Source organism: Microtetraspora niveoalba (assembly GCF_001570405.1).
Lineage (GTDB): Bacteria > Actinomycetota > Actinomycetes > Streptosporangiales > Streptosporangiaceae > Microtetraspora > Microtetraspora niveoalba.
Map to the genome: position 1 here is coordinate 83905 of NZ_BBYM01000005.1, position 25496 is coordinate 109400.

Annotated in this window: 23 protein-coding genes; 6 read left to right on the forward strand and 17 right to left on the reverse strand. The window is 72.3% G+C overall.

Annotated elements, in window-relative coordinates:
- Positions 1–7 precede the first annotated feature (7 nt).
- A complete protein-coding gene (locus AWQ70_RS04895; protein WP_067170983.1) occupies positions 8–730 on the forward strand; it encodes an Rv1486c family protein in 723 nt (240 codons plus the stop codon).
- A gap of 4 nt (positions 731–734) precedes the next feature.
- On the opposite strand, the gene AWQ70_RS04900 is transcribed toward AWQ70_RS04895, so the two are convergent.
- Together AWQ70_RS04900 and AWQ70_RS04905 are read right to left on the reverse strand one after the other, a co-directional pair.
- Positions 735–1364 (reverse strand): response regulator, encoded by a 630-nt coding sequence (locus AWQ70_RS04900; RefSeq protein WP_067170987.1) that lies wholly within the window; start codon positions 1362–1364, stop codon positions 735–737.
- Positions 1361–2524, reverse strand: coding sequence for a GAF domain-containing sensor histidine kinase (locus AWQ70_RS04905; protein WP_084516531.1), 1164 nt, complete (start codon positions 2522–2524; stop codon positions 1361–1363). The genes AWQ70_RS04900 and AWQ70_RS04905 overlap by 4 nt, the downstream gene beginning before the upstream one ends.
- Positions 2525–2679: 155 nt before the next feature.
- Between AWQ70_RS04905 and AWQ70_RS04910 the strand changes: the two genes are divergently transcribed.
- From AWQ70_RS04910 to AWQ70_RS04920, 3 genes are all read left to right on the forward strand, one after another.
- Positions 2680–2979: an SDR family NAD(P)-dependent oxidoreductase gene (locus AWQ70_RS04910; protein WP_067170990.1), complete on the forward strand. Its 300-nt coding sequence runs from the start codon at positions 2680–2682 to the stop codon at positions 2977–2979.
- Positions 2976–3989, forward strand: coding sequence for an S-adenosylmethionine:tRNA ribosyltransferase-isomerase (locus tag AWQ70_RS04915; RefSeq protein ID WP_067170995.1), 1014 nt, complete (start codon positions 2976–2978; stop codon positions 3987–3989). The genes AWQ70_RS04910 and AWQ70_RS04915 overlap by 4 nt, the downstream gene beginning before the upstream one ends.
- A 168-nt stretch (positions 3990–4157) precedes the next feature.
- Complete coding sequence (locus AWQ70_RS04920) at positions 4158–4721, forward strand: DUF11 domain-containing protein (protein WP_067170998.1); 564 nt, start codon at positions 4158–4160, stop codon at positions 4719–4721.
- Between the two features lie 54 nt (positions 4722–4775).
- On the opposite strand, the gene AWQ70_RS04925 is transcribed toward AWQ70_RS04920, so the two are convergent.
- The gene (locus AWQ70_RS04925; RefSeq protein ID WP_218004421.1) at positions 4776–5708 is read right to left on the reverse strand and encodes a lysophospholipid acyltransferase family protein; all 933 of its coding nucleotides are present in this window, start codon (positions 5706–5708) and stop codon (positions 4776–4778) included.
- Between the two features lie 134 nt (positions 5709–5842).
- Complete coding sequence (locus AWQ70_RS04930; RefSeq protein WP_067171005.1) at positions 5843–6571, reverse strand: GNAT family N-acetyltransferase; 729 nt, start codon at positions 6569–6571, stop codon at positions 5843–5845.
- A gap of 144 nt (positions 6572–6715) precedes the next feature.
- Here AWQ70_RS04930 and serB point away from each other — a divergent pair, with 144 nt between their 5' ends.
- Positions 6716–7939 (forward strand): phosphoserine phosphatase SerB, encoded by a 1224-nt coding sequence (gene serB, locus AWQ70_RS04935; RefSeq protein WP_067171431.1) that lies wholly within the window; start codon positions 6716–6718, stop codon positions 7937–7939.
- On the opposite strand, the gene AWQ70_RS04940 is transcribed toward serB, so the two are convergent.
- The 5 genes from AWQ70_RS04940 to AWQ70_RS04960 all read right to left on the reverse strand — a co-directional run bounded on the left by AWQ70_RS04940 (position 7930) and on the right by AWQ70_RS04960 (position 14342).
- Positions 7930–10128, reverse strand: a complete 2199-nt coding sequence (locus AWQ70_RS04940; RefSeq protein WP_067171008.1) for an FUSC family protein — start codon at positions 10126–10128, stop codon at positions 7930–7932. The genes serB and AWQ70_RS04940 overlap by 10 nt on opposite strands.
- On the reverse strand, positions 10106–10561 hold the full coding sequence (locus AWQ70_RS04945) for a SixA phosphatase family protein (protein WP_245646749.1): 456 nt from the start codon (positions 10559–10561) through the stop codon (positions 10106–10108). The genes AWQ70_RS04940 and AWQ70_RS04945 overlap by 23 nt, the downstream gene beginning before the upstream one ends.
- 225 nt (positions 10562–10786) lie before the next feature.
- Positions 10787–13135, reverse strand: coding sequence for a sodium-translocating pyrophosphatase (locus AWQ70_RS04950; RefSeq protein WP_067171015.1), 2349 nt, complete (start codon positions 13133–13135; stop codon positions 10787–10789).
- A 411-nt stretch (positions 13136–13546) separates the two neighbouring features.
- Positions 13547–13975 carry an ATP-binding protein gene (locus tag AWQ70_RS04955; RefSeq protein WP_067171019.1) on the reverse strand — a complete coding sequence of 143 codons (429 nt, stop codon included), beginning with the start codon at positions 13973–13975 and terminating at the stop codon, positions 13547–13549.
- Between the two features lie 16 nt (positions 13976–13991).
- Complete coding sequence (locus AWQ70_RS04960) at positions 13992–14342, reverse strand: STAS domain-containing protein (RefSeq protein ID WP_061253913.1); 351 nt, start codon at positions 14340–14342, stop codon at positions 13992–13994.
- Between the two features lie 175 nt (positions 14343–14517).
- On the opposite strand from AWQ70_RS04960, the gene sftH reads away from it, so the two are divergent.
- Complete coding sequence (gene sftH, locus AWQ70_RS04965) at positions 14518–16830, forward strand: DEAD/DEAH box helicase (RefSeq protein ID WP_084516532.1); 2313 nt, start codon at positions 14518–14520, stop codon at positions 16828–16830.
- A gap of 274 nt (positions 16831–17104) precedes the next feature.
- Here the strand turns inward: sftH and AWQ70_RS42350 are convergent, their stop codons facing one another.
- The 8 genes from AWQ70_RS42350 to AWQ70_RS05005 form a co-directional block, all read right to left on the reverse strand.
- A complete protein-coding gene (locus AWQ70_RS42350; protein WP_084516533.1) occupies positions 17105–17470 on the reverse strand; it encodes an Rv3654c family TadE-like protein in 366 nt (121 codons plus the stop codon).
- A 75-nt stretch (positions 17471–17545) separates the two neighbouring features.
- Positions 17546–18052, reverse strand: coding sequence for a TadE family type IV pilus minor pilin (locus AWQ70_RS37335; protein ID WP_174552359.1), 507 nt, complete (start codon positions 18050–18052; stop codon positions 17546–17548).
- A 59-nt stretch (positions 18053–18111) separates the two neighbouring features.
- Positions 18112–18366, reverse strand: a complete 255-nt coding sequence (locus AWQ70_RS04980; protein WP_067171025.1) for a DUF4244 domain-containing protein — start codon at positions 18364–18366, stop codon at positions 18112–18114.
- A 1268-nt stretch (positions 18367–19634) separates the two neighbouring features.
- Positions 19635–20072 carry a type II secretion system F family protein gene (locus AWQ70_RS04985; RefSeq protein WP_245646751.1) on the reverse strand — a complete coding sequence of 146 codons (438 nt, stop codon included), beginning with the start codon at positions 20070–20072 and terminating at the stop codon, positions 19635–19637.
- Positions 20073–20752: 680 nt separating this feature from the next.
- A complete protein-coding gene (locus tag AWQ70_RS04990; RefSeq protein WP_067171029.1) occupies positions 20753–21478 on the reverse strand; it encodes a type II secretion system F family protein in 726 nt (241 codons plus the stop codon).
- Positions 21451–22629 carry a TadA family conjugal transfer-associated ATPase gene (locus tag AWQ70_RS04995; protein WP_067171032.1) on the reverse strand — a complete coding sequence of 393 codons (1179 nt, stop codon included), beginning with the start codon at positions 22627–22629 and terminating at the stop codon, positions 21451–21453. Before AWQ70_RS04995 ends, AWQ70_RS04990 begins: the two co-directional genes overlap by 28 nt.
- Before the next feature lie 74 nt (positions 22630–22703).
- A complete protein-coding gene (gene ssd, locus AWQ70_RS05000) occupies positions 22704–23744 on the reverse strand; it encodes a septum site-determining protein Ssd (protein WP_067171036.1) in 1041 nt (346 codons plus the stop codon).
- A gap of 967 nt (positions 23745–24711) precedes the next feature.
- On the reverse strand, positions 24712–25488 hold the full coding sequence (locus tag AWQ70_RS05005; RefSeq protein WP_067171040.1) for a Fic family protein: 777 nt from the start codon (positions 25486–25488) through the stop codon (positions 24712–24714).
- Positions 25489–25496 lie beyond the last annotated feature (8 nt).

The following is a 25496-nucleotide window of genomic DNA, read 5'->3' on the forward strand; positions in this document are numbered from 1 at the left end:
GGTGCGTATGGATTCACCGATCTCAGCCGTCCTCGTCTCGTGGGGAAACGCGTGGCTGGGCGGGCACGTCGGTCTCGACGAGGCCGTGGACCACGTCGAGCGGGCCGGCGGCCCTCAGGTCGTCGCCGAGGGCCCCGGGGAGTCGACGCTCCGCGTCTTTCTCGCCGGGCTCCGAGCCGAGGGGCTCGGCTCGTTCCGGCTGGCGCTGCCGGTGCCCGGCGACCCGCTCGGGCTGGCCGGCCCGCCCGCCTTCAACATCAGCGCCATCGACGCCGGCCAGGCCGCGATCGCCGTCCTGCGCGGGCGGCGGCTCGGCCTGGTGCCCGCGCCCGACCGGCGCGGCTCCTCGTACGCCGGGGTGCGCTGGACGGCCGTCGAGTCCGCGGACAGCGAGCCGTACGTGCCCTCGCTGGCCGAGGCCGAGCAGGAGCTGACAGGCGCGATGCGGGCCGCGACGGAGGCCCTGCGCGGTGTGGCGGGATCCGGCTCCGGCGCTCCCTCGCTGAACGACGTGGGCGACACGCTCGCCCCCGGCTATCCGGGGCGGGCCCACCGGGTGGGCGCGCTCGCCGCCCGGCTGTCCGCCGCGCTGCGTCTCGCCGGGGAGCGCGGTCTGACCTCCGGCCAGCTCTCGGCGCGCGGCGAGGCCCTGCGCGAGCTTGACCGGGCCGTACGGCGGGCGCGGGTCGCCGCCCACCACGCCATCGTGGAGGGGCAGCCGCACGGCTGACCGCTCAGGCGACGCCATGCCGCACCGCGTAGAGGGCGGCCTGGGTGCGGTCCTGGACGCCGAGCTTCATGAGGACGTTGGAGACGTGGGTCTTCACGGTCTTCTCCGCGACGGCCAGCTCTCTGGCGATCTCGCGGTTGGAGCGGCCTCCGGCGATCAGCCGCAGCACCTCGCGCTCCCGCTCCGTCAGCGACGCGACCGCGTCGGCCGGGGCGCGGTCCTCGCCTGAGATCATCGCCTCGGCCGCCTCGGGCGCGAGCAGCACCTGCCCCCCGTGGACCGCCCGGATGGCCTGGACGAGGGCGGTGGGATCGACGTCCTTGTACAGGAAGCCGGAGGCACCGGCCCGCATGGCGGGCGCGACGTCCCCGCGGTCGCTCACCGAGGTCAGCACGATCACCCTCGTGCCGAGGTGGCCCGCGGAGCCGAGCCGGGCCAGCGCGCCCAGGCCGTCGAGCACGGGCATCTTCAGGTCGAGGAGCAGGATGTCCGGCCGGGTCGACTCGGCCAGCGCGACCGCCTCCGCGCCGTCGGCCGCCTCGCCCACCACGGTCACGTCCTCCTGGATCTCCAGGAACGTGCGCAGGCCCTGCCGGACGATCGGGTGGTCGTCGGCGATGAGTACGCGGATCATGCGGGCACCACCAACCGGACCGTCGTGCCGGCTCCGGGCGCGGCGACCACCTCCAGCGAACCACGCGCGTTCTCCGCGCGGTCGCGCATCGAGGCCAGCCCGAGCCCCTTGACGGGGTCGGCGTCGGGGGCGAACCCCTTCCCGTCGTCGCCGACCTCCAGGACCAGCGCACCGTCCCGGTGCGCGAGCCGTACGTCGATGTGGGCGGCCTCGGCGTGCCGCAGCGCGTTGTGCAGCGCCTCCTGGGCCACCCGCAGCACCGTCACCTCGGCGGTCACGTCGCCCCTGGGGGCGGCGTCGGGATCGCCGTCGAAGGTGAACCGCGTCGTGACCGGGTGCAGCCGGTCGAGCAGGTGGACGTGCTTGCGCAGCGTCTCGACCAGGCCGTGCCGGTCCAGCTCGGCCGGGCGCAGCTCGACGATCACCGCGCGCAGCTCGCTCAGGGCCTCGCCCGCGAGGCGCTGGACCTGGTCGAGCTCCCTGGCGGCGCGGCCGGGATCGGTGTCCAGGAGCGACGCGGCGGCCCGCGCGGTCAGCCGCAGCGAGAAGAGCTTCTGGGTGACCGCGTCGTGGAGCTCGTGCGCCATGCGGGTGCGCTCCTCGATCACGGTCAGCTCGCGCCCCCGCTCGTACAGCCGGGCGTTGGTGAGGGCGATGGCGGCGTGCGCCGCGAACATGGTGAGCAGGTCCTCGTCCGCGGGGGTGAAGCCGCCGGGGGTCCGCTTGTTGGAGAGGAAGATGATGCCGAGGACCTGCTCGCCGTCGCGGATGGGCACGCCGAGGAAGTCCTTGAGCACCGGATGCGCCCTCGGCCACCACTCGAACCGGGAGTCCCTGCGGATGTCGGCCAGCCGGACCGGCTGGCCGTCGCGCAGCATCGCGCCGAGCATGCCGTGCTGCCGGGGGGTGGGGCCGATGGCCTCCCACTGCTCCTCGGAGATGCCCTCGGCGACGAACTCGGCGAACGCGCCCTGGTCGTCGGGGACGCCGAGCGCCGCGTAGCGCGCGTCGAGCAACTGGGCCGCCGAGCGGACGATGACCTGCAGCACCTCGCGCACCGACAGGTGGCGGGTGACCGCGAGCACGGCCGAACTGACCGCGTGCAGGACGGCGTCGCGACCCGGACAGTCGAGGGGGAGATCAGGTGTCGGCTCGGCCACGCCCCCACCATATGGCGGGCCGCCGACATCGCCGCGCCCGGCCGCCGCCGTGGCCCTCCCCGGGGCCGGGCCGGTGGTCCTAGGGCGAACTGCCGAGGCGGTCCGAGGGCTGTGGCCCGATGTGCGGCCACCGCCCGATTCCTAGCGTGAGCGGCATGAAGCACGTACTCATCACCGGAGCCTCCCGCGGACTGGGACTGGCTCTGGCCAGGTCGCTCGCCGCCGACGGATGGGCGCTCACGCTCACCGCCCGGGGAGAGGAGGACCTCCACTGCGCCGCGTTCGACCTCGACGCCTCCGCCGACGTGACCGCCATCGCGGGCGACGTGGCGGACCCGGCCCACCGGGCCCGCCTGGCGGCCGCCCCTGATCCGGAGACCGTCGCCCCGGCGCTGCTGCGCCTCGTCGCCGCCCGCCCCGCGAGCGGCCGGTTCACGAGGGACGCGCTGGAATGAGCCCGGCCCTCGATTTCACGCTGCCCGCCGTACAGGAGGCGCACGAGCCGCCGGAGGAGCGCGGGCTCACCCGGGACGCCGTGCGGATGCTCGTCTCGCGCAAGGACACCGGGGAGATCACGCACCGGACGTTCCGCGAGCTGCCCGAGGTCCTCGCGCCGGGCGACCTGCTCGTGGTGAACAACTCGGCGACCATCGCCGCCGCGGTGCGGCTCGACCGGCTGGCCGTCCACTTCTCCGGCGAGCTGCCCACCGGGGAGTGGCTGGTCGAGCTGCGTACGCGCGTGGCGGGCGGGAGCCGGCCCTACGCGGGCGGGGCGGCGGGCGAGTGGCTTCCCCTGCCCGGGCAGGCCACGCTGCGGCTGGTGCGCCGGGAGACGCCGCGCCTGTGGCGGGCCGTGCTCGACCGTGACGTCCCGGACTATCTGGGCAGGTACGGCGTGCCGATCCGCTACTCGTACGTGCGGCGGGACTGGCCGCTCGACCGCTACCAGACGGTGTTCGCGGTCGCGCCGGGCAGCGCCGAGATGCCGAGCGCGGGCCGCCCGTTCACGGCCGAGCTGGTCACCGCCCTGGTCGCGCGCGGCGTCGCGGTCGCGCCCATCACGCTGCACACCGGGGTGGCGTCCCCGGAGAGGGACGAACCTCCCTCTCCTGAGCGCTTCCAGGTGCCCGAGCCCACCGCCCGGCTGGTGAACCTCACCCGCGAGAGCGGCGGGCGGGTCGTCGCCGTGGGGACGACGGTGGTTCGCGCTCTGGAGAGCGCGGCGCTGCCGGGGGCGGCGCGGACTGTTCGGGCGGCGGAGGGGTGGACGGCGCGTGTCGTGACCCCCTCCGAAGGCGTACGAGTGGTGGACGGGTTGGTCACGGGGCTGCACGAGCCGCGCTCCAGCCATCTGATGATGCTGTCCGCCGTCGCCGGGGCCGAGCTGCTGTCGCGCTCCTATCGGGCCGCGCTCGACGGCGGCTATCTCTGGCACGAGTTCGGGGACAGGCATCTCATCCTTTAGCCGCCCAGAGAATCAGACAGATGCCGACATTTCTCCGCTAAACCCGAGAAGCGATAAAACTTTCATAAAAAAGATCTTTACCGGTCGATCTCCCGGATGGTAGAAACCTTGCGTTTACTGGGGGGCCTTTACCTACTTTCCCCCCTTAGTCCTTTGGGAGACAAACACATGCGTCACCCGATCGCCAAGATCGCCACGCTCGCGCTGGTCGCCCCGCTCGCCGGCGCCACGCTGCTCGCCACCGCGCCCGCCGGGGCCACGACGGCGACGACCGCCGCCGCCAAGGCGAGCGAGCCGTTCAGCGTCTTCAAGATCTCGAACGTCAAGTACACCAAGAAGGCCAAGCCCGGCGGGTGGGTCAAGTACACCTTCACCGCGACCAACACCGGTCCGTACGACGCGGACTACTACTGGATCGGCGGCACCCTGCCCAAGGGTGTCGACATCAAGAAGAAGCTCTACTGGAACGGTCCGAAGGGCACCGAGTGCGACTGGGAGGGCCGCGAGTTCTGGTGCTGGACCCCGCACGTCCTCGAGGTCGACGAGAGCGACTGGCTCTCCCTCCAGTTCCGTCTGAAGAAGACCGCGCGCGGCGCCCAGGTGGGCGAGGTCGGCGCGATCAACTACGACGTTCCGCACGGCGCCGAGGACCTCGACAAGAAGCGCCTGAAGGATCTCGGCATCAAGGGCTGGATCTACACCACGAAGGTCAAGACCACCGTCGTCCGCTAGATCTCGCGACGGGGCGTCGCAGCGCCCCTTGAGGGGTGACGGCGGGCCCGGTCGTCAGCGGCCGTCACCGGTCGCCGCGGGATCCCGCCGGACACTCGCGGAACACGTCACGCCCGCCCGGGCCGCAGGCACATTCGCCGCCCGGGCGGGTGTTTCCGTTCCCGCCTCCATGTGCCGCTCCGGCGCCTCCCCGACCCCGGTCCGCACGTACGCCTCGGCGAGCCCGGCGAGGACCCGGCGATCCCCGCGCCGCCGTCCCCGCGGCGCGAGCCGTACCTCGGGGAACCGCGTCACCTCGACCACGAGCCCCCGCGTCGCCACCACGCGCAGGACGGACGCGAGAAGCGAGTCCTCCCCCACGTAGCAGGCGCGGGTCGACGTCGCCTCCCCCTCGCGGTAGTGCAGCGCCACCGGCCGCACCGCCGCCCCCGTCTCGATCGCCGCCTGGAACACCGCGGGCCGGAACTCGCCCATGCCGCGCCCGCACCAGGTCGTCCCCTCGGGGAACGCCACGACCGTGTCGCCGTCGCGCAGCGCCCCGGCGACCCTCCCGACCGCCTCCGGCAGCGCCGACAACCGCTCCCTGTCGATGAACAGCGCGCCCGCCCCGGCCGCGAGCGTACGGACCAGCGGCCATTCGCCGATCTCGCGCTTGGCCAGGGGCCGCGCGGGCACGGTCGCCGCCACGACGAGCGGGTCCAGCCACGAGACGTGGTTGGCCACGACGAGCGTCCCCCGGCCGTCCTGCGTCCCGGCCGGCGCCTGCGGTGATCCGGCGACGAACGCGAACCCGGCCCGCACGTCCAGCCGGACGCCGAGGGCGCGGAGCAGGACGCGCGCCCAGGCGGCGACGATCCGGCCCCTGCGCGCGGTACCCGCTCCTCTGACGGCGATCGAGAGCGGGGCCCCGGAGAGCACCACCAGCGCCGCGGCGGCGAGCCGTACGGCGCGGCGGGCGAGGCCGGCCCGCGCGACCGGGGGATCCACGCACGCCGCGGTCGAGCACGGGCTCGGCCGCAACCACGGATCGCCGCCCGCCGCCGCCCGTGAAACGGACGCCCTCGAGACCGCGGCCACTCCGGGGGCCGCGGCCATCCAGGGCGAGGTCACGTACGGCGCCGTCACCGCGCGCCTCCGAGGAAACGGCGCAGGTAGCGCCCGTCCACCCGGGCCATGGACAGGAGCACGAAGAAGTCCGCCGTGCCGAAATCCGGGTCGTGCGCCGGCTCCCCGCACACCCACGCCCCAAGCCGGAGATAGCCGCGCAGCAGCGTGGGCGGCACGAAACGCCCGGACACCTCCGCCGCCGCCGCGCGCCTGGGAGGCCGCCACGCGTGTCGCGGCCGCACCCGGTACTCCTCCGGACCGAGGGGGACGCCCTCGGCCACCCGCGCCGCCGTCACGCCCCCGTCGTCCAGCGGGACCGAGCAGCAGCCGCCGAGCCAGCGGAAGCCGCCCTCGGCCATGTACCGCGCGATGCCGGCCCACAGCAGGCCGACGACGGCGCCCTCGCGGTGATCCGGGTGGACGCAGGTGCGCCCGACCTCGACCAGCTCCCCCCGGATCCCGGCGAGCGCGCCGAGATCGAACTCCGCGTCGGCGTACAGCCGGTCGGCCCGGCCCGGCGGCAGCAGCCGGTACGTCCCGACCACCTCGCGCCCCTCGCGGACGACGAGATGGTCGCAGTAGGCGTCGAAGCCGTCCACGTCGAGGCCCGAGACCGGTGAGTCGAGCCTCGCCCCCATCTCCTCGGCGAACACACGGTGGCGCAGCCGCTGGGCGGCCTGCAGGTCGGCGGCGGTCACGGCCAGGCCCAGCGTGTAGCGGCCGGTGTCGAGAGAGATCGTCATGGGCGCGCGTCCTTCCCTCAAAGCGTCTCACGACCATCACGACATGCCGAAATGACCTCCGCGCCTCCCGATGGCGGCAGTCAGGCGTCCGCATGGTGAACCCCATGCGCGACCACGGGCCCCGGCCAAGTAGCGTTGGCGGCGATGAACCAGCGCACGCTCCTGATCACACTCACCGGTCCGGATCGGCCGGGAGTCACCTCGCGCCTGTTCACCGTGCTGGCCGGGTTTCCCGTGACAGTCGCGGACGTCGAGCAGGTCGTCATCCGCGGTCGGCTCACCCTCGGCGTGCTCGTCGCGTACGCGGGCGGGCCCCCGTCCGGCACCGGGAGCACCCTGGGCGGACTGTGGACGGCCGTCGAACAGGTCGCCGCCGATCTCGACATGGAGCTGGAGATCGCCACCGGCACCGTCTCCAAGGAGAAACGGCGCCGGGGACGGCTCCACGTCACCGTGCTCGGGGCCCCGCTCACGCCGTCCGCCATGGCCGGGATCAGTGGCAGGATCGCCGCGTGCGGGGCCAACATCGACCGCATCGAGCGGCTGTCGAGCTACCCCGTCACGTGCATCGAGCTCCAGGTGTCCGGGGCGGACCCGATGGCGATGCGGGCCGAGCTCGCCGCCGAGGCCGCGCTCCAGCACGTGGACGTCGCCGTCCAGCGCTCCGGCCTGCACCGCCGCGCCAAGCGCCTCATCGTGATGGACGTCGACTCGACCCTCATCCAGGCCGAGGTCATCGAGCTGCTGGCCCGGCACGCCGGGTGCCTCGACGAGGTCGCCCGGGTGACCGAGGCGGCCATGCGTGGCGAGATCGACTTCGCCGAGTCGCTGACCCGGCGGGTGGCCCTGCTGGAAGGGCTGCCCGAGGAGATCTTCGAGCAGGTCGCCAAAGAGGTGGTCTACACGCCCGGGGCCCGCACGCTCGTACGCACGCTGAAGCGCCTCGACTACCGCTTCGCGATCGTCAGCGGCGGGTTCACCCAGATCACCGACAGCCTGGTCGAGGAGCTCGGCATCGACTACTCCGCGGCGAACACGCTGGAGGTCGTGGACGGCAGGCTGACCGGCCGGCTGGTGGGCGAGATCGTGGACCGTCCCGGCAAGGCGCGGGCCCTGGAGCGGTTCGCCGCGCAGGCCGGCATCCCGATCAACCAGACGGTCGCGATCGGCGACGGCGCCAACGACCTCGACATGATCGCCGCGGCGGGCATAGGGATCGCCTTCAACGCCAAGCCGATCGTGCGGCAGGCCGCCGACACCGCGGTGAACGTCCCGTACCTGGACTCGATCCTTTACTTGCTCGGCATCTCGCGCGAGGAGGTCGAGGCGGCCGACGCCGAGGACGGGGTCGTCACCTCTCATCGCTGAAAGGCCGCCGACCCGCCGGCCCCTTCGGCGCCGTCCGCTGCGAAGGCCGCGGCGGCGCACTCGCACAGCCGCGCCGACTCCGAGTTGAGCGAGCGCATCGCGTGGTGGACCGCGGCCGCCTGCAGCAGGGTCCGCCGCACCTTGGTCGCGCTGTCGGCCGGCGCCGTGTCCAGCTCGTCCAGACGCCGCCCGGCCAGCGTGCCCAGCCAACCGCCGAAATCGGCCAGCGTGCCGTCCACCTCCCCGCCCGGCTCGTACGGCTCGCCGGCCTCCACGGCCGTCGCCGCGTCCTCCAGCCGGTCGGCGACGGCGTCGAGGATCTCGGGAACGGGCCCCGCGTCGGCCCGGTCCGCGCGCAGCACCGAGGTGACCGCCATCAGGTCGTCGCGTACCCGCTGGGAGAGGGACACCGCCTCACCGACCCCCTCAGGCGCCGTGACGCCCGGCTCGTGCTCGATGTAGTCGAGGGCCCGCGACACCGCCACCGTGGCGCGTGACGCCTTCCTGATGGCCTCCTCGGCCTTGTCCCGCGGCAGCTCGTCCCTGCTCACCTGGGCCAGGGTCCGCGAAGCCGCGCCGTGGGTCCGCAACATCCGCGCGACGCGGTCGCTCAGCCGGGCGGTCTCGCCGCGCGGCCACAGCAGGCGCGTGCAGGCCAGCGCGATCACCGCGCCGAGGATCGTCAGCCCGATCCGCGCGCCCGCGAGCTGCGGCCGCTGCGGCACCTGGAAGTCGATGAGCAGGAGCACGAACATGTTGAGGAACGTGATCCAGTACGCGAACCGGGCGCCGGCCATGCTGAACGCCAGGAACGCCGCGACGGCGATCATGATCGCCAGCGGCCAGCGGTGCGGCGCGACCAGCAGGATCATGGCCGCGGCGAGGCCGCCGACCGCCGTCCCGAGCGTGCGTCCGCCCGCCTTCGCGATCGTCTCACCGTACGTCGGCTGGATCGTCACCAGCACGGTGATCGCGAGCCACTGCGGATAGGCGGGCTTGGCGAACACGATGATCAGCATGGCGATCAGCGTGCCGAGCGCGACCCGCAGCGCGTGCCGGAACCCCGGGTCGTCGAGGGCCAGCCGGTAGCGCACCTCGGGCGTGACCGGGGCCCCGAACTGCGGCAGCGCCAGGCGCGGCGAGGACAGTTCCAGGGCGGGGCCCGCCGCCTTCTCCACCGCCGCCGTGAGCCGCTCGGCGCAGTTCTCGACCTGGCGGAGCATGACGAGGACGAGCAGCTCGCGCTCCCCCTTCGGCCGCACCCCCCGCAGCTCGTCCACGCGCCCCTTGAACTCGCCGATCCCGGCCGGGAGCTCCAGGCCGGCCTCCGGGTGGGCGAGCGCGTGCGACATCGAGCGCAGCGACCGGGCGAGCGTCGCGGTCAGCTCCGAGAGGCCCACCCGCTCGTCCACGTCGGGGCGCTGGCGGTGCAGCGTCGCGCACAGCCCCCGCAACGTCACCGCCTCGTACAGCACCCGCCGGAAGGCGGCCACCACCGCCTCCGCCTGGGGGGAGCGCCGCTGCCAGCGGCGCCGCGCGCACGCCTTCGCGGCCTTCTCCCGGGCCGCCGTGGCCGCGCGCCGCCGTTCGTCCCAGGCGTCCCGGTCGAGGCTCATGTCGTCGGCCGCGTCCACGAGGTCGGCGAGGCAGGCGGCGGTCTCCGACAGAACGACCGGCAGGGGGCGGGTGCCGCGCCACGGCCACGGCAGCGGGAGCAGCACCGTGGCCAGCAGCCCTCCGAGGAGCATCAGTCCCAGGTGCGGGAGCGGGTCGACCGGCAGCGGGTTCGCCGCGGTCAGCAGGAGCGCCAGCGCCGCCGTCGGGCCCATCATCGGCACCACGATGCCCAGCCCCGCGAGCGCGGGGGTGACCAGGATCAGCAGCCATTCGTTCCGGCCGACCAGCACGATGCCGAGCAGCGTGCCGACCGCCAGGGCGAAGGTGGCGCCGAAGAGCCGGGCCATCCGCACGCCCCCGGGATCGCGGGCGCCCCTGACCGCGACGAGCCAGGCGCCGGTGCTGATCACCGCGCCTCCGGCGGGATGCCCCAGCACGAGCCCGACGATCATCGGGACCGCCACGCAGGCGCCCCCGATCAGGCCGAGCCCGAGCGCCAGGCGAGGGTCCTCGACCTTCAGCGCCCGGGCGAGCCGGCCGGCCCAGCGTCTAGGGGCGGTGAACCCGGACAAGAGCGCCGGTCCCCGGGTCGAGGTCCTGCCAGCCTCCGTGCGACTCGATCACGGCGTACGCCCCGGGAGGAAACCCCGCGTCCCCGTCCCCGGTGAGAGTGAGCACCAGCTCGTGGACACCCGGGTTGTGGCCGACGAGGACCAGCGTCGCCACCTCCGGACCGGTACGGCGCAGCAGGTCGAGCAGCTCGTCGGCGTACGCCTCGTAGATGTCGCGCTCGATCTCGATCGGCGCGTCGATCCCGAGCAGCTCCGCCGTCTCTCTGGTGCGCGTCGACGGCGAGCAGAGCACGAGCCCGGGCTTCAGCGGGCGGATGAGATCGCCCGCCCGGCGGGCGTCGCGCTTCCCCTGCTCGGTGAGCGGACGTTCGCGGTCGGCCAGACCGGGCACCTGCGCGGCCGCGGCGTGCCGCACGACGATCAGCGTCTTCACCGGGCCCGCGCTTCCCGGACCCACGTTCGCCGGGCCGCCGTTCATCGGGACGCCCAGACCGCGAGAGCGACGATCACCGCGAACATCGCCACCATGCCGAGCAGGATCAACAGGAGGCCCCGGCCGCCGCCGGATCGCTTGTCCATGACTCCTGAGTCTAGATGCGCCGGAAAAGGCCGAGGGCCCCCCGCGTACGCGCGGAGGGCCCCCTGCCTGACGGTCATCTCAGCTCGCCACGGTCTCCGGGGCGCGCTCCTCGTTGTTGGAGGTGATGCTGCCGGAACGGCGCTTGGACACCACGATCGCGCCCACGACCACCGCGACGGCGACGGCCGTCGCGCCGACGCGCAACGCGACGTTGTCGGCGTACGCCACGACCGCCGGGGCGATCAGCAGCGCCACCAGGTTCATCACCTTGATCAGCGGGTTGATCGCGGGACCGGCGGTGTCCTTGAACGGGTCGCCGACGGTGTCGCCGATGACGGTCGCCGCGTGGGCCTCCGAGCCCTTGCCGCCGTGGCTGCCGTCCTCGACCAGCTTCTTGGCGTTGTCCCACGCACCACCGGAGTTCGCGAGGAACACCGCCATCAGCGTGCCGGCCGCGATCGCACCGGCCAGGTAGGCGCCCAGCGGCGCGTACCCGAAGGCGAAGCCGACGGCGATGGGCGTCATGACGGCGAGCAGACCGGGCGTGGCCAGCTCGCGCAGCGAGTCGCGGGTGCAGATGTCCACGACCCGGCCGTAGTCCGGCTGCTCGCTCCCGTCCATGATCCCCGGCTTGGTGCGGAACTGCTCGCGCACCTCGAAGACGACCCGTCCGGCCGCCCGGCCGACCGCCATGATGGCCAGTCCGGAGAACAGGAACACGACCGCGGCGCCGATGATCAGGCCGACCAGCGCGTTCGGCGAGTCGACGGAGAGGCTGAAGGTCGCGAACGACCCCAGCGCGTCCTTGACGCCCTGGCTGGCCTTGGCGAGCTGATCCTCGACCGCCGTACGGAACGAGCCGAACAGCGCCGTGGCCGCCAGTACCGCGGTCGCGATGGCGATGCCCTTGGTGATGGCCTTGGTGGTGTTGCCGACCGCGTCGAGAGAGGTGAGGACGCGGGCGCCCTCGCCCTCGACGTCGCCGGACATCTCCGCGATGCCCTGCGCGTTGTCGGACACCGGGCCGAACGTGTCCATGGAGACGATCACGCCGACCGTGGTCAGGAGACCGGTGCCGGCGAGCGCGACCGCGAACAGGGCCACGGTCACGTTCCCGAAGCCGAGCAGGAACGCGCCGTACACCGCGCCGCCGATGAGGAGCGCGGAATAGACGGCCGACTCCAGGCCGACCGAGATGCCGGACAGGATGACGGTCGCCGGGCCGGTCAGCGAGCTCTCGCCGATCTCCTTCACGGGACGCCGGTTGGTCTCGGTGAAGTAGCCGGTGAGGATCTGGATCGCGCTGGCGAGCACCAGGCCGATCAGCACCGCGCCGATGGCGATCAGACGCGGGTCGGAGCCGAGAGCGGCGATCTCCGCGCTCACGCCGTTCAGCTCGCTGAAGCTCGCGGGCAGGTAAATGAACGCCGCACCGGCCACCAGCACGGCGGAGATCGCGGCGGAGATGAAGAAGCCGCGGTTGATCGCGGCCATCCCGTTGCGGTCGCCCGAGCGCGGAGCCGTGGTGAAGATGCCGATGATCGCGGTGATGACGCCGATCATCGGGACGATCAGCGGGAACACCAGGCCCTCGGTCCCGAAGGCGGCCTTGCCCAGGATCAGGCTCGCGACCAGCATGACCGCGTACGACTCGAACAGGTCGGCCGCCATGCCGGCGCAGTCGCCGACGTTGTCGCCCACGTTGTCGGCGATGGTGGCCGCGTTGCGCGGGTCGTCCTCGGGGATGCCCTGCTCGACCTTGCCCACCAGGTCGGCGCCGACGTCGGCGGCCTTGGTGAAGATGCCGCCGCCGACCCGCATGAACATGGCGAGCAGCGCGGCGCCGAAGCCGAAGCCCTCGAGCACGCTGGGGGCGTCGCCCTTGTAGATGAGCACGACGATCGCCGCGCCCAGCAGGCCGAGCCCGACCGTGAACATGCCCGCCACGCCGCCGGTGCGGAAGGCGATGCGCATCGCGGCCTTCTCACCCGGCGTGATGCCCTCGCCGCCCGCCTGGGCGCCCCGGGCGGCGGCCGCCACGCGGACGTTGCCGCGTACGGCGAGCCACATGCCGGTGAAACCGGTCAGCGCGGAGAACACCGCGCCGACCACGAAGAACAGGGACCGTCCCACTGCCACGCCGGTCGAGGACGACGGCAGCAGGAGCAACAGGAAGGGAATGACGACAACGAAAATAGCGAGCGTACGGAACTGCCGCGTGAGATACGCGGCGGCGCCCTGTTGGACGGCCCGGGCGATGTTCTGCATCCGCTCGGTGCCTTGTCCCGCGGAGAGCACCTCGCGGACCAGACCGCCCGCGACGGCGAGAGCGATCAGGGCCACCGCGGCGACCACGACGACGAGTGTGAGATGGGAACCGTTCAGGGAGACCGCTGCGCCTTCGTCAGCGGCGAGATAGGCAGACATCCGTCCTCCTCGGCCAGACGGGTTCTGGAGTCCGCGCGAACAACGAGGAAATACGCTGCTATCCGCGCCGACTCATATGTCCCGGGCGGCGCTGCTGTAATGGTTTAGGCGGTCCGAGCGGCGCCTTCCGGGTGGTTGGCAGTGCCGCTTCCGGTTGCATCCGCAATACCTTGGCCGGTGCGGGGAGTCTACGCAGCGGGACGGCGGATATGAAGGCCCTTTCGACCGTCAATCGCGACGGCGTTTCGCAATGACGTGATCTTTGCCTGGCCACGCCGCTTGCTTGACCGAATGCGGTCAAATATACGGCGGGCCCGATATCCGGGTTTCGGTCGACCGGATATCGGGGATGGTGGGCAACACAAAAAGATCGAGCGCCGCCCCCTGCGAGGAGGGGCACTCGATCTCGGATCAGACCGCGGCCACGCCGTTGGGCGACGCGGGCCAGCTCATGCGGATGCGCATGCCCTTGGCGCCCGATGACACCTCGACGTCGTCGGCCAGGCCTGCGATGACCGCGATCCCGAGGCCGGGCATCTCGGGCAGGAGAGCGCCGTCCGTGGGAACCACGGGTTGCTGGAGGTCGTCGCTCGGGGCGACATCGGTGACGGTCACCTCGAAGCGCCCCGAGTCGTCGCGCAACTCGATCACGATCGGCTCTCCCGGGCAATGGACGCGATGTGCCTCCACTGCCCGCGAGCACGCCTCCCCGACAGCGAGCCGCACCTCGTCCAGCAGTGCCTCCGACACACCGGTGCGCCGGGCGATGGCCGTGGCGACCAGCCGCGCCGTACGCACGTGGGCCGGGAGAGCGCTGAACGTCAGCTCGACGGTGGCCATGCTGGCTCCTCGGCCGTCACTTGTCTCGGCCGTGGGCTTCCTTGGCCTCGTCCACCGAGGCGTAGATCCCGAAGACCTTCGTGAGACCGGTGATCCGGAAGATCTTCAGGATGCGCTCCTGCGTGCAGACGAGCTCCAGGGAGCCGTCGTGCGCCCGCACCCGCTTGAGACCGCCGACCAGCACGCCGAGGCCGGTCGAGTCCAGGAAGTCCACCTTCTCCATGTTCACAAGAAGGTGGAAGTTGCCCTTGTTGACCAGGTCGATCAGCAGCTCACGCAGCCGGGGCGCGGTGTAGACGTCGATCTCACCTTCGACATCGACGATGGTGAGGTTGTCCTCGGAATGGTGGTCCAACTTCAGATCCACAGATCCTCCAGCGCCTTGCATGCGTAGGTCCTCGGATGAGGTCGTGCATCCTGGTAGCTCGGAAAGCCCCGGAAGAACGACCCCGACGCGCGGCATTCAACCACGCTACGACTCCGTGTCTATACGAAATCCCGACTCCGAGCGACTCTCCCCACAGATGCCATAGTGGAAACCAGTGACTTCGTCTACCTCACCTTCACGTCGGACAGGCCCTCTCCTGGCACGGCTGCTCTCGGCGCCGTCGCGTAGCGGGCGGGTCACCCATGTCGAGCACGTTCCAGCACGTCAGGCGGGCCACGCCAGATGGCCCGACTGGGCGCCTGACGTGCTGGTAAGCCGCCTGGAGAGCCAGGGCATATCGGGCCTTTGGCAGCACCAGTTCGAGGCCGCCGAGCACGTCCGACGTGGCCAAAACGTGATCATTGCCACTAGCACCGCCTCCGGGAAGTCCCTGGCGTACCTGCTCCCGGCCGTCTCCGAGGTCCTGGAGGGCGGCACGGTGCTGTACCTGACGCCCACCAAGGCCCTCGCCGCCGACCAGCTCCGCGCGATCAGGGCGCTGCGGCTGGCCCAGGTCAGGGCGGCCACCTTCGACGGGGACACTCCCGCCGAGGAGCGGCCCTGGGTCCGCCGGCACGCCAACTACGTCCTGACGAACCCCGACATGCTGCACCGGTCGATGCTCCCGGGTCACGCCCGCTGGCCCACGTTCTGGCGGCGGCTGCGGCTGGTGATCGTCGACGAGTGCCACGGTTACCGCGGCGTCTTCGGCTCGCACGTGGCCCAGATCCTGCGCCGGCTGCGCCGGATCTGCGCGAAGTACGGCTCCCGCCCCACCTTCCTGCTCGCCTCCGCCACCGCGAGCGACCCCGCGGTCGCCGGAGGCCGTCTGACGGGGCTTGAAACGGCCGAGGTGACCGCGGACGCCTCTCCCCGGGGTTCCGCGACCTTCGCGCTCTGGGAGCCGCCCCTGACCGACCTGCGGGGCGAGAACGGCGCCCCGATCCGCCGGACGGCCACCGCGGAGACGGCCGACCTGCTCACCGACCTCGTCGTCGAAGGAGTGCGGACGCTGGCCTTCGTCCGGTCCCGGCGCGCCGCCGAGACCGTCGCGCTCGCCGCCCGAAGGAACCTGGAGGAGATCTCCCCCGAGCTGCCGGCCCAGGTGGCGGCCTACCGCGCGGGCTTCCTCTCCGAGGACAGGCGGGCGCTGGAGAAGGCGCTGCGGTCCGGATCGCTGACCGGCCTGGCCACCACCAACGCCCTGGAACTCGGCGTCGACGTGTCCGGCCTGGACGCCGTCCTCATCGCGGGGTGGCCGGGCACCCGGGCCTCGCTCTGGCAGCAGGCGGGGCGGGCCGGGCGGGCCGGCCAGGACGCCCTCGCCGTGCTCATCGCCCGGGACGACCCCCTGGACACCTATCTCGTCCACCATCCGGAGGCGCTGTTCGGCCGGCCGGTGGAGGCGATCGTCCTCGACCCGGACAACCCGTACGTGCTGGCGCCCCACCTGTGCGCGGCCGCCGCCGAGATCCCCCTGACGGAGCCGGACCTGGAGATCTTCGGCCCTGCCGCGAGGGACGTCCTCGACGACCTCGTAAGCCGTGGGATGCTGCGCAAGCGCGCCACCGGCTGGTTCTGGACCAGCAGGGAACGCGCCTGCGACCTGGCCGACATCCGCGGCGCGGGAGGCGCCCCGATCCAGGTGGTGGAAGCCGACACCGGACGGCTCCTCGGCACCGTGGACGAGCCGTCCGCTCACATGTCCGTCCATCCCGGCGCGGTCTATCTCCATCAGGGTGAGACGTTCGTCGTGGACCTGCTCGATCTCGACGGCGACGTCGCCCTCGTGACCGCGGCCGAGCCCGACTACTCCACCTATGCCAGGGACATCACCGACATCCGGGTGGTCGAGTCGTTCCGTACGCGCCCCTTCGGGCCGGGCGAGCTGCATTTCGGCTCCGTCGAGGTGACCCAGCAGGTCGTCTCGTACATCAAGCGGCGCACCCAGACCGGCGAGTCCCTCGGCGAGGAGCCGCTCGACCTGCCACCCCGGACACTGCACACCCGGGCGGTCTGGTGGACCCTGCCCGACGCGGCGCTCGCCCCCTTGCTGACGGGCACCGAGGGCAAACCGGTGGATCTCGGCGGCGCCGCCCACGCCGCCGAGCACGCCTCCATCGGCCTGCTCCCCCTGTTCGCCACGTGCGACCGCTGGGACATCGGCGGCGTGTCCACCCCCGTTCACCCGGACACCGGACTGCTCACGGTCTTCGTCTACGACGGCCACGACGGCGGAGCCGGCTTCGCCGAGCGGGGCTTCGCCCGCGCCGCCGACTGGCTCTCCGCGACCCGCGAGGCCATCGCCTCGTGCGAATGCGACCACGGTTGCCCGTCGTGCATCCAGTCCCCCAAGTGCGGCAACGGCAACGAACCCCTCGACAAGGCGGGCGCACTACGCCTGCTCGACATCCTTCTCACCCCCTGACCACGTCTCCCCACATCCCTCGCACTCCCCGCGTCTCCCCGCATCCCTCTCACTCCCGACAGCGTCGCCACGGGATTCCCCTCACCTCTGACCAGACCCCGCAGCCCTCCCCTCTGACCGCGTCTCCCGCAGCGTCCTCACCCCCCGGACCACGCACCCTTTGCAGCGTCCTCACCCCCGACCAGGTCTCCCCGCATCCCCACAGCGGCCCCCACGTCCTCCCCGGCGATGCCACGTTGCTCTGGAGTGGTCCGGCGCGGTGATGGTGTGGTGATCAGGGGGCCGTGACAGGTCCCGCGCGGGCCAGAGCCGTCACCGGAGGGATGTCCACGAGAGGCAGGACACGTGGCACTACGACGGACGCGTAAACGCTCACGACGCCGTCCAAGAGGTCACAGGAGTCGATCCTCGCGCCGTTGGCGATCGCCACCGCCCGGGCGCGTTCGCAGGCCCCCTCAGGGCCGGAGAGGGCACGCGCGGCCGCCGCCAAGGCACTGAGGTCGGCCGCGCTCTGCGCGCGATGACGGGCCACCCTCACCGCCCCCATCTGGAGAACGACCAACGCGACAAGCCACACCACGGCCATGAGCGTGACCATCCAGATCGTCGCCGCCCCTCTCTCCCCTTGATCACGCTTCACTCGCCCCCTCCCCAACCGATCCCGCGGCGGCGATCGCGCCCTTTGGCCGGTCTCCTCCCGTTATCCGCGGAGAAGTCACCGAACACCGTCCTGAGATGGTCCATCTGCGCTTTCAAACGTTTCGCCGGGACTTTGATACGTCTGCTCGGCCCCCGGAGACATGGCGTCGGAGAGATCGGCAAGGCCGGGCTCGGTGGCGGCGCTGGCGGACGCCTCGATGTGGACGGGCGGAAGCATCCGCCCCCAGGTCGGGCGGACCTGCGCCGAGATCGTCACGCGGGCCATCTCACCGGCGATCGAGACGGTGATCTCCGCCCCGTGCGGTGCTGAGAGGGCCGCTGCGGCGCGTACCGCTGCGGCCGGTTCCCCTCTGGCCGCCGCCCGGGCTCCCGCCCGAGCCGCGTCCACGCAGGCCAGTTGAGCACTGACGAGCGCCACCGCCCAGAGGGCGGCGCCGAGAACCGCGACCAGGGCGGGCAGCCCTACCGCCGCCTCGGCGGTGACCGATCCTCGATCTCCACGTCGCGGCAGCACCGGCCGCCGTGCCCATAGTGGCGCGACGCCCCTGTCCGGGATCCTCACGATGCCCACGCTCAGACACCCGAGCCCTCGGTCTTCAGCTCCGCGGCAACCGCCCCGCATCATCCCGCCAGCTTGAGAGCCTTTTGGATCAGCGTGGTCAACATCTCTCTGACTTCACCGCTAGTCACGATCTTGTAGAGAAGGCCGGCGAAAGCACAGGCAGCGATCGTGCCAACCGCGTATTCCGCCGTCGACATGCCCGCCTCGGCCCTCGTACGGGCGATCACGGTCCACTGGACCGCCCTGTGTCGGGCGCGGGCGCTCAGCGCGCCGATCAGCGACCGAACGGGGCGCGTTCCGCTGTTCGGGCGCATGTGCCCTTGTGGGGGTGCGTTCACTTGGCGGGGATCGGCCCCAACCCCACGCTCAACGCCCGAGGCACGCTCACCCTCAGGAGAGAAATCAGTCTGAAGCGGAACCGCCGCAGCAGGGCCGCGATCGGCGGCAGTCGGACGTGAGGAGCCCAGATCGCGGCCAACCGGGGCGAAGCGTGCTTCCGGGGCCGCGAAGCGATCGTCTGACAAGGGGCGAGGCGACGCCCAGGCGTATTCCGCGGTCGACTGACACGCCGAGGCCCCGGAGACCACGCCATCACGCCGACCAGCCGCCATCCGGAGGCGAACCGGCGTCCGGAGGCGAACCGGCATATGCCCGGCCGCCACCGGTTCGCGGGAGAGCCTCGCCAACACTCGGAGAACTGCCGAGAAGGCCCGGTATATCCGTCCGGCACTTTTGCCGAATTTGAATTCGCCGACCCACATGCCCATCGATCCCCCTGCTCGGAACCCCCACGGACCTTCCGCGGGTGCCCCAAGGTTCTTCGATGGGGCTTCCTCTCCCAACGGCCGAATGCGGTTCTGTGGATAAGCGCCGACGCCAAGAGCAACTGTGGAAAACAGACTTCGGTCGACAAGCGAATGCCAGCAGTGCCCGCACGCGTTTTATGCCTAGGACCGGCTCAGAGCAGTGGGCAGCGATCATTGCGGCGTGCTGTGGACAGCTCCCTCCACATCTGTGGACAACCAATGCTCGCTCCGGCGTGTTCGGGTTACAGCACGTGGGGGTGGAGCGGTCGCGGCTGCCCCCTGGCACCCGCAGGCGCGACCGCCCCTGCCCCCGCGACGGGGCGCCGTGGGTGGGACGGGGAACCGCCCCAGAAGAGGCGGGAAGCCCGCAGCATCGCCCTCCTCGCCAGCACCGGCGACAGGGAACCACCCATGGGTGGTACAGGGAATCGCGCCTAGGAGACGCGGAGAGTCCGCAGCATCGCCCTCCTCGCCAGCACCAGCGACAGGGAACCACCCGTAGGTGGGACGGGGAACCACGCCCAGGAGACGCGGAGAGTCCGCAGCATCGCCCTCCTCGGCAGCACCGGCGACAGGGAGCCGACCGGGGAGAGACGGGAAGCCTCACCTGACGGGGCGAGCGCCTTCCCCGAGCGGGCACAGTGCCCTGGACGGGCCGAGTGCCTTCCGGGGAGCGGACACAGTGCCGTAGTTGGAAGCAGTGGCCGGATGGCATCGGCAGGATGCGTGAGTCCGTGGCACCTCGTCACGTCGATCTCTTCGGTCACGGCCAGAGGTCACGGCAGGAGCACCTGCACGGCCAGACCGGCGACCACCGGCACGATCCCGAGGAGCACGAAGGCCGGCAGAAAGCACAGCCCGAGCGGAGCCACGGCTTGCACACCCGCCTTCCGAGCGGCGGCCGACGAGGAGGCGCGGGCCGCCTGGCGTGCGTCGTCCGCCAGTCTGGTGAGTACCTCCGCGACCGGGGCTCCACGCCGGACAGCCCTGATCATGGTTCTGGCGAGCGGAGCGAGCGGCGGATCGTGGGCGAGCGCATCCCACGCCGACTCCGGATCCGCCCCGAGCCTCATCTGACCGCCCACCCAGGAGAGCCGCTCCCCCAACGGCCCGGCGACGGCCTCCGCCACTGTCTCCACCGCGCCGATCACCGGCTGCCCGGCACGCAGGCAGGCCACCATGAGATCCACCGCGAACGGGAGATCCGCAGCCACACGTTCACGGCGACGGCGAACGTCGGCCGGTTCCCGCCTGCGCATGATCGCCCATGTGCCTCCCGCGACCAGCGCACCGGCGATCACCCCCGGGACTCCACCGAGCATGAGGAACACGACCACACCCGCCGGAGCCGCGACGGCGAGTCCGCGAAGCCGGGGGGCCGATGTCTCCCCTCCGCCGCCGTCCACCTCGCCCTCGACGGGCTGCTGAGATGACCGAACGCCGTTGATCGTTCCGCTGCCGATCGGCCGCCCTGGCTCTCCACCGGCGATCCGTGAAGAGAGCGAAGCGATCCCCGGAACGCCCTCGGGGTCCGGGACGCCTACCGCCGTCGGCTGCGCTCTGGCGTTCCCCACGGATCTTTCCGCCCAAGCCCCCGCAGTGCCGCGAACCGGGCTCTGCCCATGTCCGTGTCGCAGCTCTCCCGACGGACCGAGGCCGACGATCGCACGCAGGCGCTCCGAAGGGGAGACACGCGTGGGCCACACCACCACTGCGAGCACGGCGAAGAGGATGGCGAACACCGCTGTCATGCTTCGGCCTCCCTTCTACACTTCCTGGATCTCCTCAAGCCCTGCTCCGGCAGTCCCCGCTCGGTAGTCCCCGACTGGAGAGTCCCTGCTCCGGCAGTTCCAGATCTTTCCGAGCCCCCGCTCCCGTGCCGTGGCCCCACGCGTCATCGGGCCGGCTCCGCCGCGCGGGCGACGAGGCGGTTGGTCCACCACACACCGGCACCGTCCAGAAGGAGGCCCGTGAGGAGGCAGCCGATCCCGGCAGGTTCCCCGAACAGGAACGCCAAAGGGCTCATGCCGAGCCCGGCGGCCATCAGCAGGCCGAGCGCGGGCAGGACGGCGAGGAGGCGAGCCGTGGCGCGAGGACCGGCGAGCTGGGCGTCGAGATCCTGTCTGTGGGCTTCCGCCTCGCGCAACGAACCGCCCAGGCGCTCGACGAGCGCGGCCAGACCGCCGCCGGTGGCGACGCTGACCCTCCAGCAGGCGGCGAGCCGTACGAGGCCCTCCCCTCCCCGAGGGGGAACGGCGCGGAGCAGGGCGGCAGCCACGTCGCCCCCGTCCTTGGCCACCGCCGCCACGGCGGTGAACGCCTCCACGTCCGGAGGAGTGAGCGCGGAGGCGGCGCGCGACAGCGCCTCGCCCGGCGTGCCGCCGGCCGCGAGTTCGGCCACGAGGCCCTGGCAGAGCTCGATGGAGAACGCTCGCCACGCCGCCGCCTGCCGCTCCGGGCGGGGACGGTTCAGCAGCGCGGGCAGCCCGCGCTTTGAAACGCGGTCACCGGAGCCGACGAGTCCGGCCACCCGGACGGCCGCCGCGCCCGGCCCCGCCCAGATCCACACCGCGAGCGCGGCGGCCAGTACGGCTACGGCGACCACGGGAACCTCGGGCATCGGCCCGCGAGCACCGGAGCGGCGGCACCGGAGGTCACACCGCCATCGGAACCGAACGTCAGGGCCGGGACGGCGGTCACCAGCCCGGAAGCGTCGCGTTCCAGAAGGCAGATCTCGGCGACCCTCCGCCGCCCGGTCCCGGGATCTCGAACGAGGTGGATCACCACGTCGAGCGCGGCCGCGAGCTGGCTGTGCACCGCCTCCCTTGCCAGCCCCGCCGCGCAGGCGAGCGCCTCCAACCGGGCCGGCACATCGGCGGCGGTGTTCGCATGAAGCGTCCCGCACCCGCCCTCATGACCCGTGTTGAGCGCGGCCAGCAGGTCCACGACCTCGGCTCCGCGCACCTCACCGACCACGAGGCGGTCGGGCCGCATCCGGAGCGCCTGCCGTACGAGGTCTCGGAGAGTAACGCCGCCCGCGCCTTCCAGGTTGGGCGGCCGGGTCTCCAGACGCACGACGTGAGGATGCCGGGGGCGCAGCTCGGCGGAATCCTCGACGAGCAGGAGCCGTTCTCCGGGATCGGCGAGAGACAGCAGGGCCGACAGCAGGGTGGTCTTTCCCGTGCCGGTGCCCCCTGTGACGAGAAAGGCCAGCCGCACCGCCATGATCTCCCGCAGCGCCGCCGCCCCGATGCCCGGGACCAGTTCCTCCAGCGGGAACGTGCGACGCGAAGGGAGCCGGAGCGACATGCACGTCCCCTCCGGCGCGATCGGGGGAAGCACGGCGTGCAGCCGGACACCCCCCGCCAGCCGTGCGTCCACGTAAGGACTGGCGTCGTCCAGACGCCGACCCGCCGCGGAGGCGAGCCGCTGGGCGAGGCGGCGCACCTCCTCGTCGCCGGAAAAGGTGACAGAGGTGCGCCGCAACCCTCGGCCGTCGTCGATCCACACCTCGCGTGGCCCGTTGACCAGCACGTCGGTGACCTCAGGCTCGGCGAGGAGGCCGTCGAGCGGCCCCGCCCCGATGAAGTCGGCGCGCAGAGTGCGCGCGATCGCGAGCACCTCGGCGTCTCCGAGCACGGCGCGCTCGGCACGTAGGGCGGCCGCCACGCGCGCCGCCGTCGGCTCCAGCCCTGAGCGAGCGAGCCGGACCCGGACCGCCTCGACCAGGTCCGGGGAGACCACAGGATCGGGCGCCGGCGTGTCGTTCATTCGCCGTGGATCGGCGGACCGGACCGCGACCGGCGGTGCCGCGCCGTACGGAAGACCCTGACCGGCACGCGTGCTCACGCTGCCACCGCCAGGGTGTCGAGCAGGTTCGAGCAGAACCGGCCCAGGGGTGTGCGGCCGAGCGGAGGCGGAGCGCCACGGTCGAGCGCCTCGGTGAGGCCCCGCTGGTCCGGGAGCACTCCGGCCTCCGGCACACCGAGAGAGGCCGCGACGACGTCGGGAGCGAGGGCGCCCGGGCGCAACACCAGCCGGAGATCCGCGGTGTGACGGCGGAGCTGCGCCAGGACCTGCCCGGCGGCGAGCACACCCCGGACGTCGGAGCGGACGACGACCAGCGTCGTCGCGGCCCGGGACAGCGCCTCCGTGTCGGCGTCCGTCAGATGGCGCGGCAGATCGGTGACGACCAGGTCGCAGCCCCTGCGGGCCGCATCGAGCACGGCTCGCATGGCCTGGCCCGGGATGCCCCCCGGCTCGCCGCGATGCCAGGACAGCACGGTCAGCTCGCCGAACGTGGGCAGCGCGTCCTGTAGGGCGGCGAAGCTGACGCGCCCTTCCCTTCCCGCGATGTCCGGCCAGCGGGCTCCGGTCGCCTCCTCCTCACCGAGGACCACGTCGATCCCTCCGCCCAACGGGTCGGCGTCGACCAGCAGGGTCCGAAGGCCGCGCCGGGACGCGGTGAGGGCCAGGGAGGCCGCCAGGACGGTCGCGCCCGCGCCGCCTCCGCCGGCCGACACGCAGACGACCGTGCCCGCCCTCGTCACGGGTTCGGCGGCCTCGCCCAACTCGTCGACCAGCAGGCGCTCGGCCTGGGGCAGCTCCACCACGGCGCGCGCGCCCACGGCGACACAGCGGCGCCACATGGACGGATCGTCCGGGGTGCGTGTCACGAGCAGCACGTCCTGCCGCTGGGGTGGGCCGGTGGCGGCGAGGGCATCCGCCAGATCGCCTCCGACGAGGACCAGCGGCGCGCCGCTCCAGTACGGCCGGGCGTGGGCGGCCGCGTGCGCGACGTCGAGCTCGACCCCGGCCGCGGCCGCGATGCGGAGCAGGTCGTCGAGGAGTTCCCGGTCGTCCGTGATGGCCAGAGGCCGGTGCATAGAAGTCTCCCTCCTGGCAGGAAGACCACCATGCGCGTGCGGCGTCGACGCCGGCCGCACCGAACACGGCTCTGGGGATAAGTCCTCTCCTGTGGAGAACCACAGCCGGCGCGGTCTCCTCCATGGCGGTCGACGTAGAGGAGGCGTGCCCGGGGCATGGGGCAGGAGGGGCGAGTGGGCCGACTCCGAAAGCGGCGACCCCCGCCGGGGGGAGAGCGGGGGTCGCCTACCGGGTCCGGCACTGGGGGGGTAGGGCCGGATCCGTATTCGGAAGAAAGCTTTCAACAGTTGGACATGGCCTGGCAAGGGAGTCGCCAAGTCCGCGTACAAACGGAGGTCAACTCTCTGTAATGGGAGTCCCCACCGTATGCTGCCTGATCCTCGCAGCGACGTCGAGCGGCAATCGCCGGATTGGGCGGGTTTTCTTCCTCCCGCGACCGCCGCGTCTCCACAGCCGTTGTCAATTCGCGACCTAAAACGATCACACAATGTGATCGGCGGCGTTTGTAACGATCCAATATCCCCGAGCCCAAGGGAGCCTTCGCGCATGGTCTCGGGCGTCTTCGCGATCGTCGGTAAAGGTCTTGGCCCAGGGGGTTCCCATGTGCGGAAATCCGACGTAGAAAGGTGTCAACGGGCCCTGAGCCCGGGTACGGCCGCCGGGTACCCACGCGCGACCAGCCGCGGGAGGCGTGTCGAGACGGGCTTGCCCCGATCCGACAAATACAAGGTGCACGCTTGGTAACCCGGTGCGACGTACTGGCGGCGGCGTCCCATACCAGGGACGCCGTCTGCTGCTGTTTCGGCCTTCTCTAACCCGGCCCGGCGGCTTCCCCGAACGGCTCTCGACCGGACCGGGCCGTCTCTCCGGTCCGGGCCCGCTTCCCCGGCGGCCCTGTACGACCGCCCGGAAACGATCGGACGGCCCCGCGGACTCGTCCCGCGGCCGTCCGGGTGGCGGGGCGCGTCAGCGGGAGAGCGCCTCGCAGATGGCGGTCGTCTCCCTCGCCCCGAGCACCACGGCCGAGGCGCAGTGCCGCACCCAGGCGCCGACCCCCTCGGCGGTGCCGGTCAGGTAGCCCCGCAGCGCCTCCGTGTACGCGTCTCCGAGATCGACGTGCCCCACCTCGACGACGGTGAGCGACTTGGGGTCGAGGCCGTGCTCCACGAGGATCAGCCGCTCGGCCGCACGGGCCACGATCCCGTCCGCGACCCCGAAGGGCCGCAGCACGACCAGCTCCGCGTGCACGATCGCGGCGAGGACGAGCGCGGGAGCGCCGCCGCCCCCCGTGACGAGATCCGCCAGCGCGGCCATCCGTACGCCGGTCTCCTGGGGGCCGGGCGCGGGGCCGAGGCCGAGGGGGTCGACGGACGTCGGCTCGGTTCTCGGACGTCCCGGCTCCTCGCTCAGGCCGGCCGCGGCGAGGGTGTGCAGCCGTGCCAGCACCTGGCGCGGAGCCGTACGCCACGTCTTGCCGAGCCGTCCCAGCTCCGCGGAGGCGCGGAGCGCGCCCTGGACGGTCGCGTCGGTGGCCTCTCCCGCGCGCAGCGACTCCAGCGGGACGTCGGCGCCTTCGAGCGCGGCCGACGCGCGGGCGCCGCGCAGGGCCGACTCCGCCGAGACCTCGGGGCTGCGCCGCCGCAGAACGCGGTGACCGTAAAGCCGGTCCACCGCCTCGCGCGCCTCCTGTACGGCCTGCGGCACTCCGGGAAGTTCGGCGATGACTGCCAATGGGTCGCTCACGGGAACCG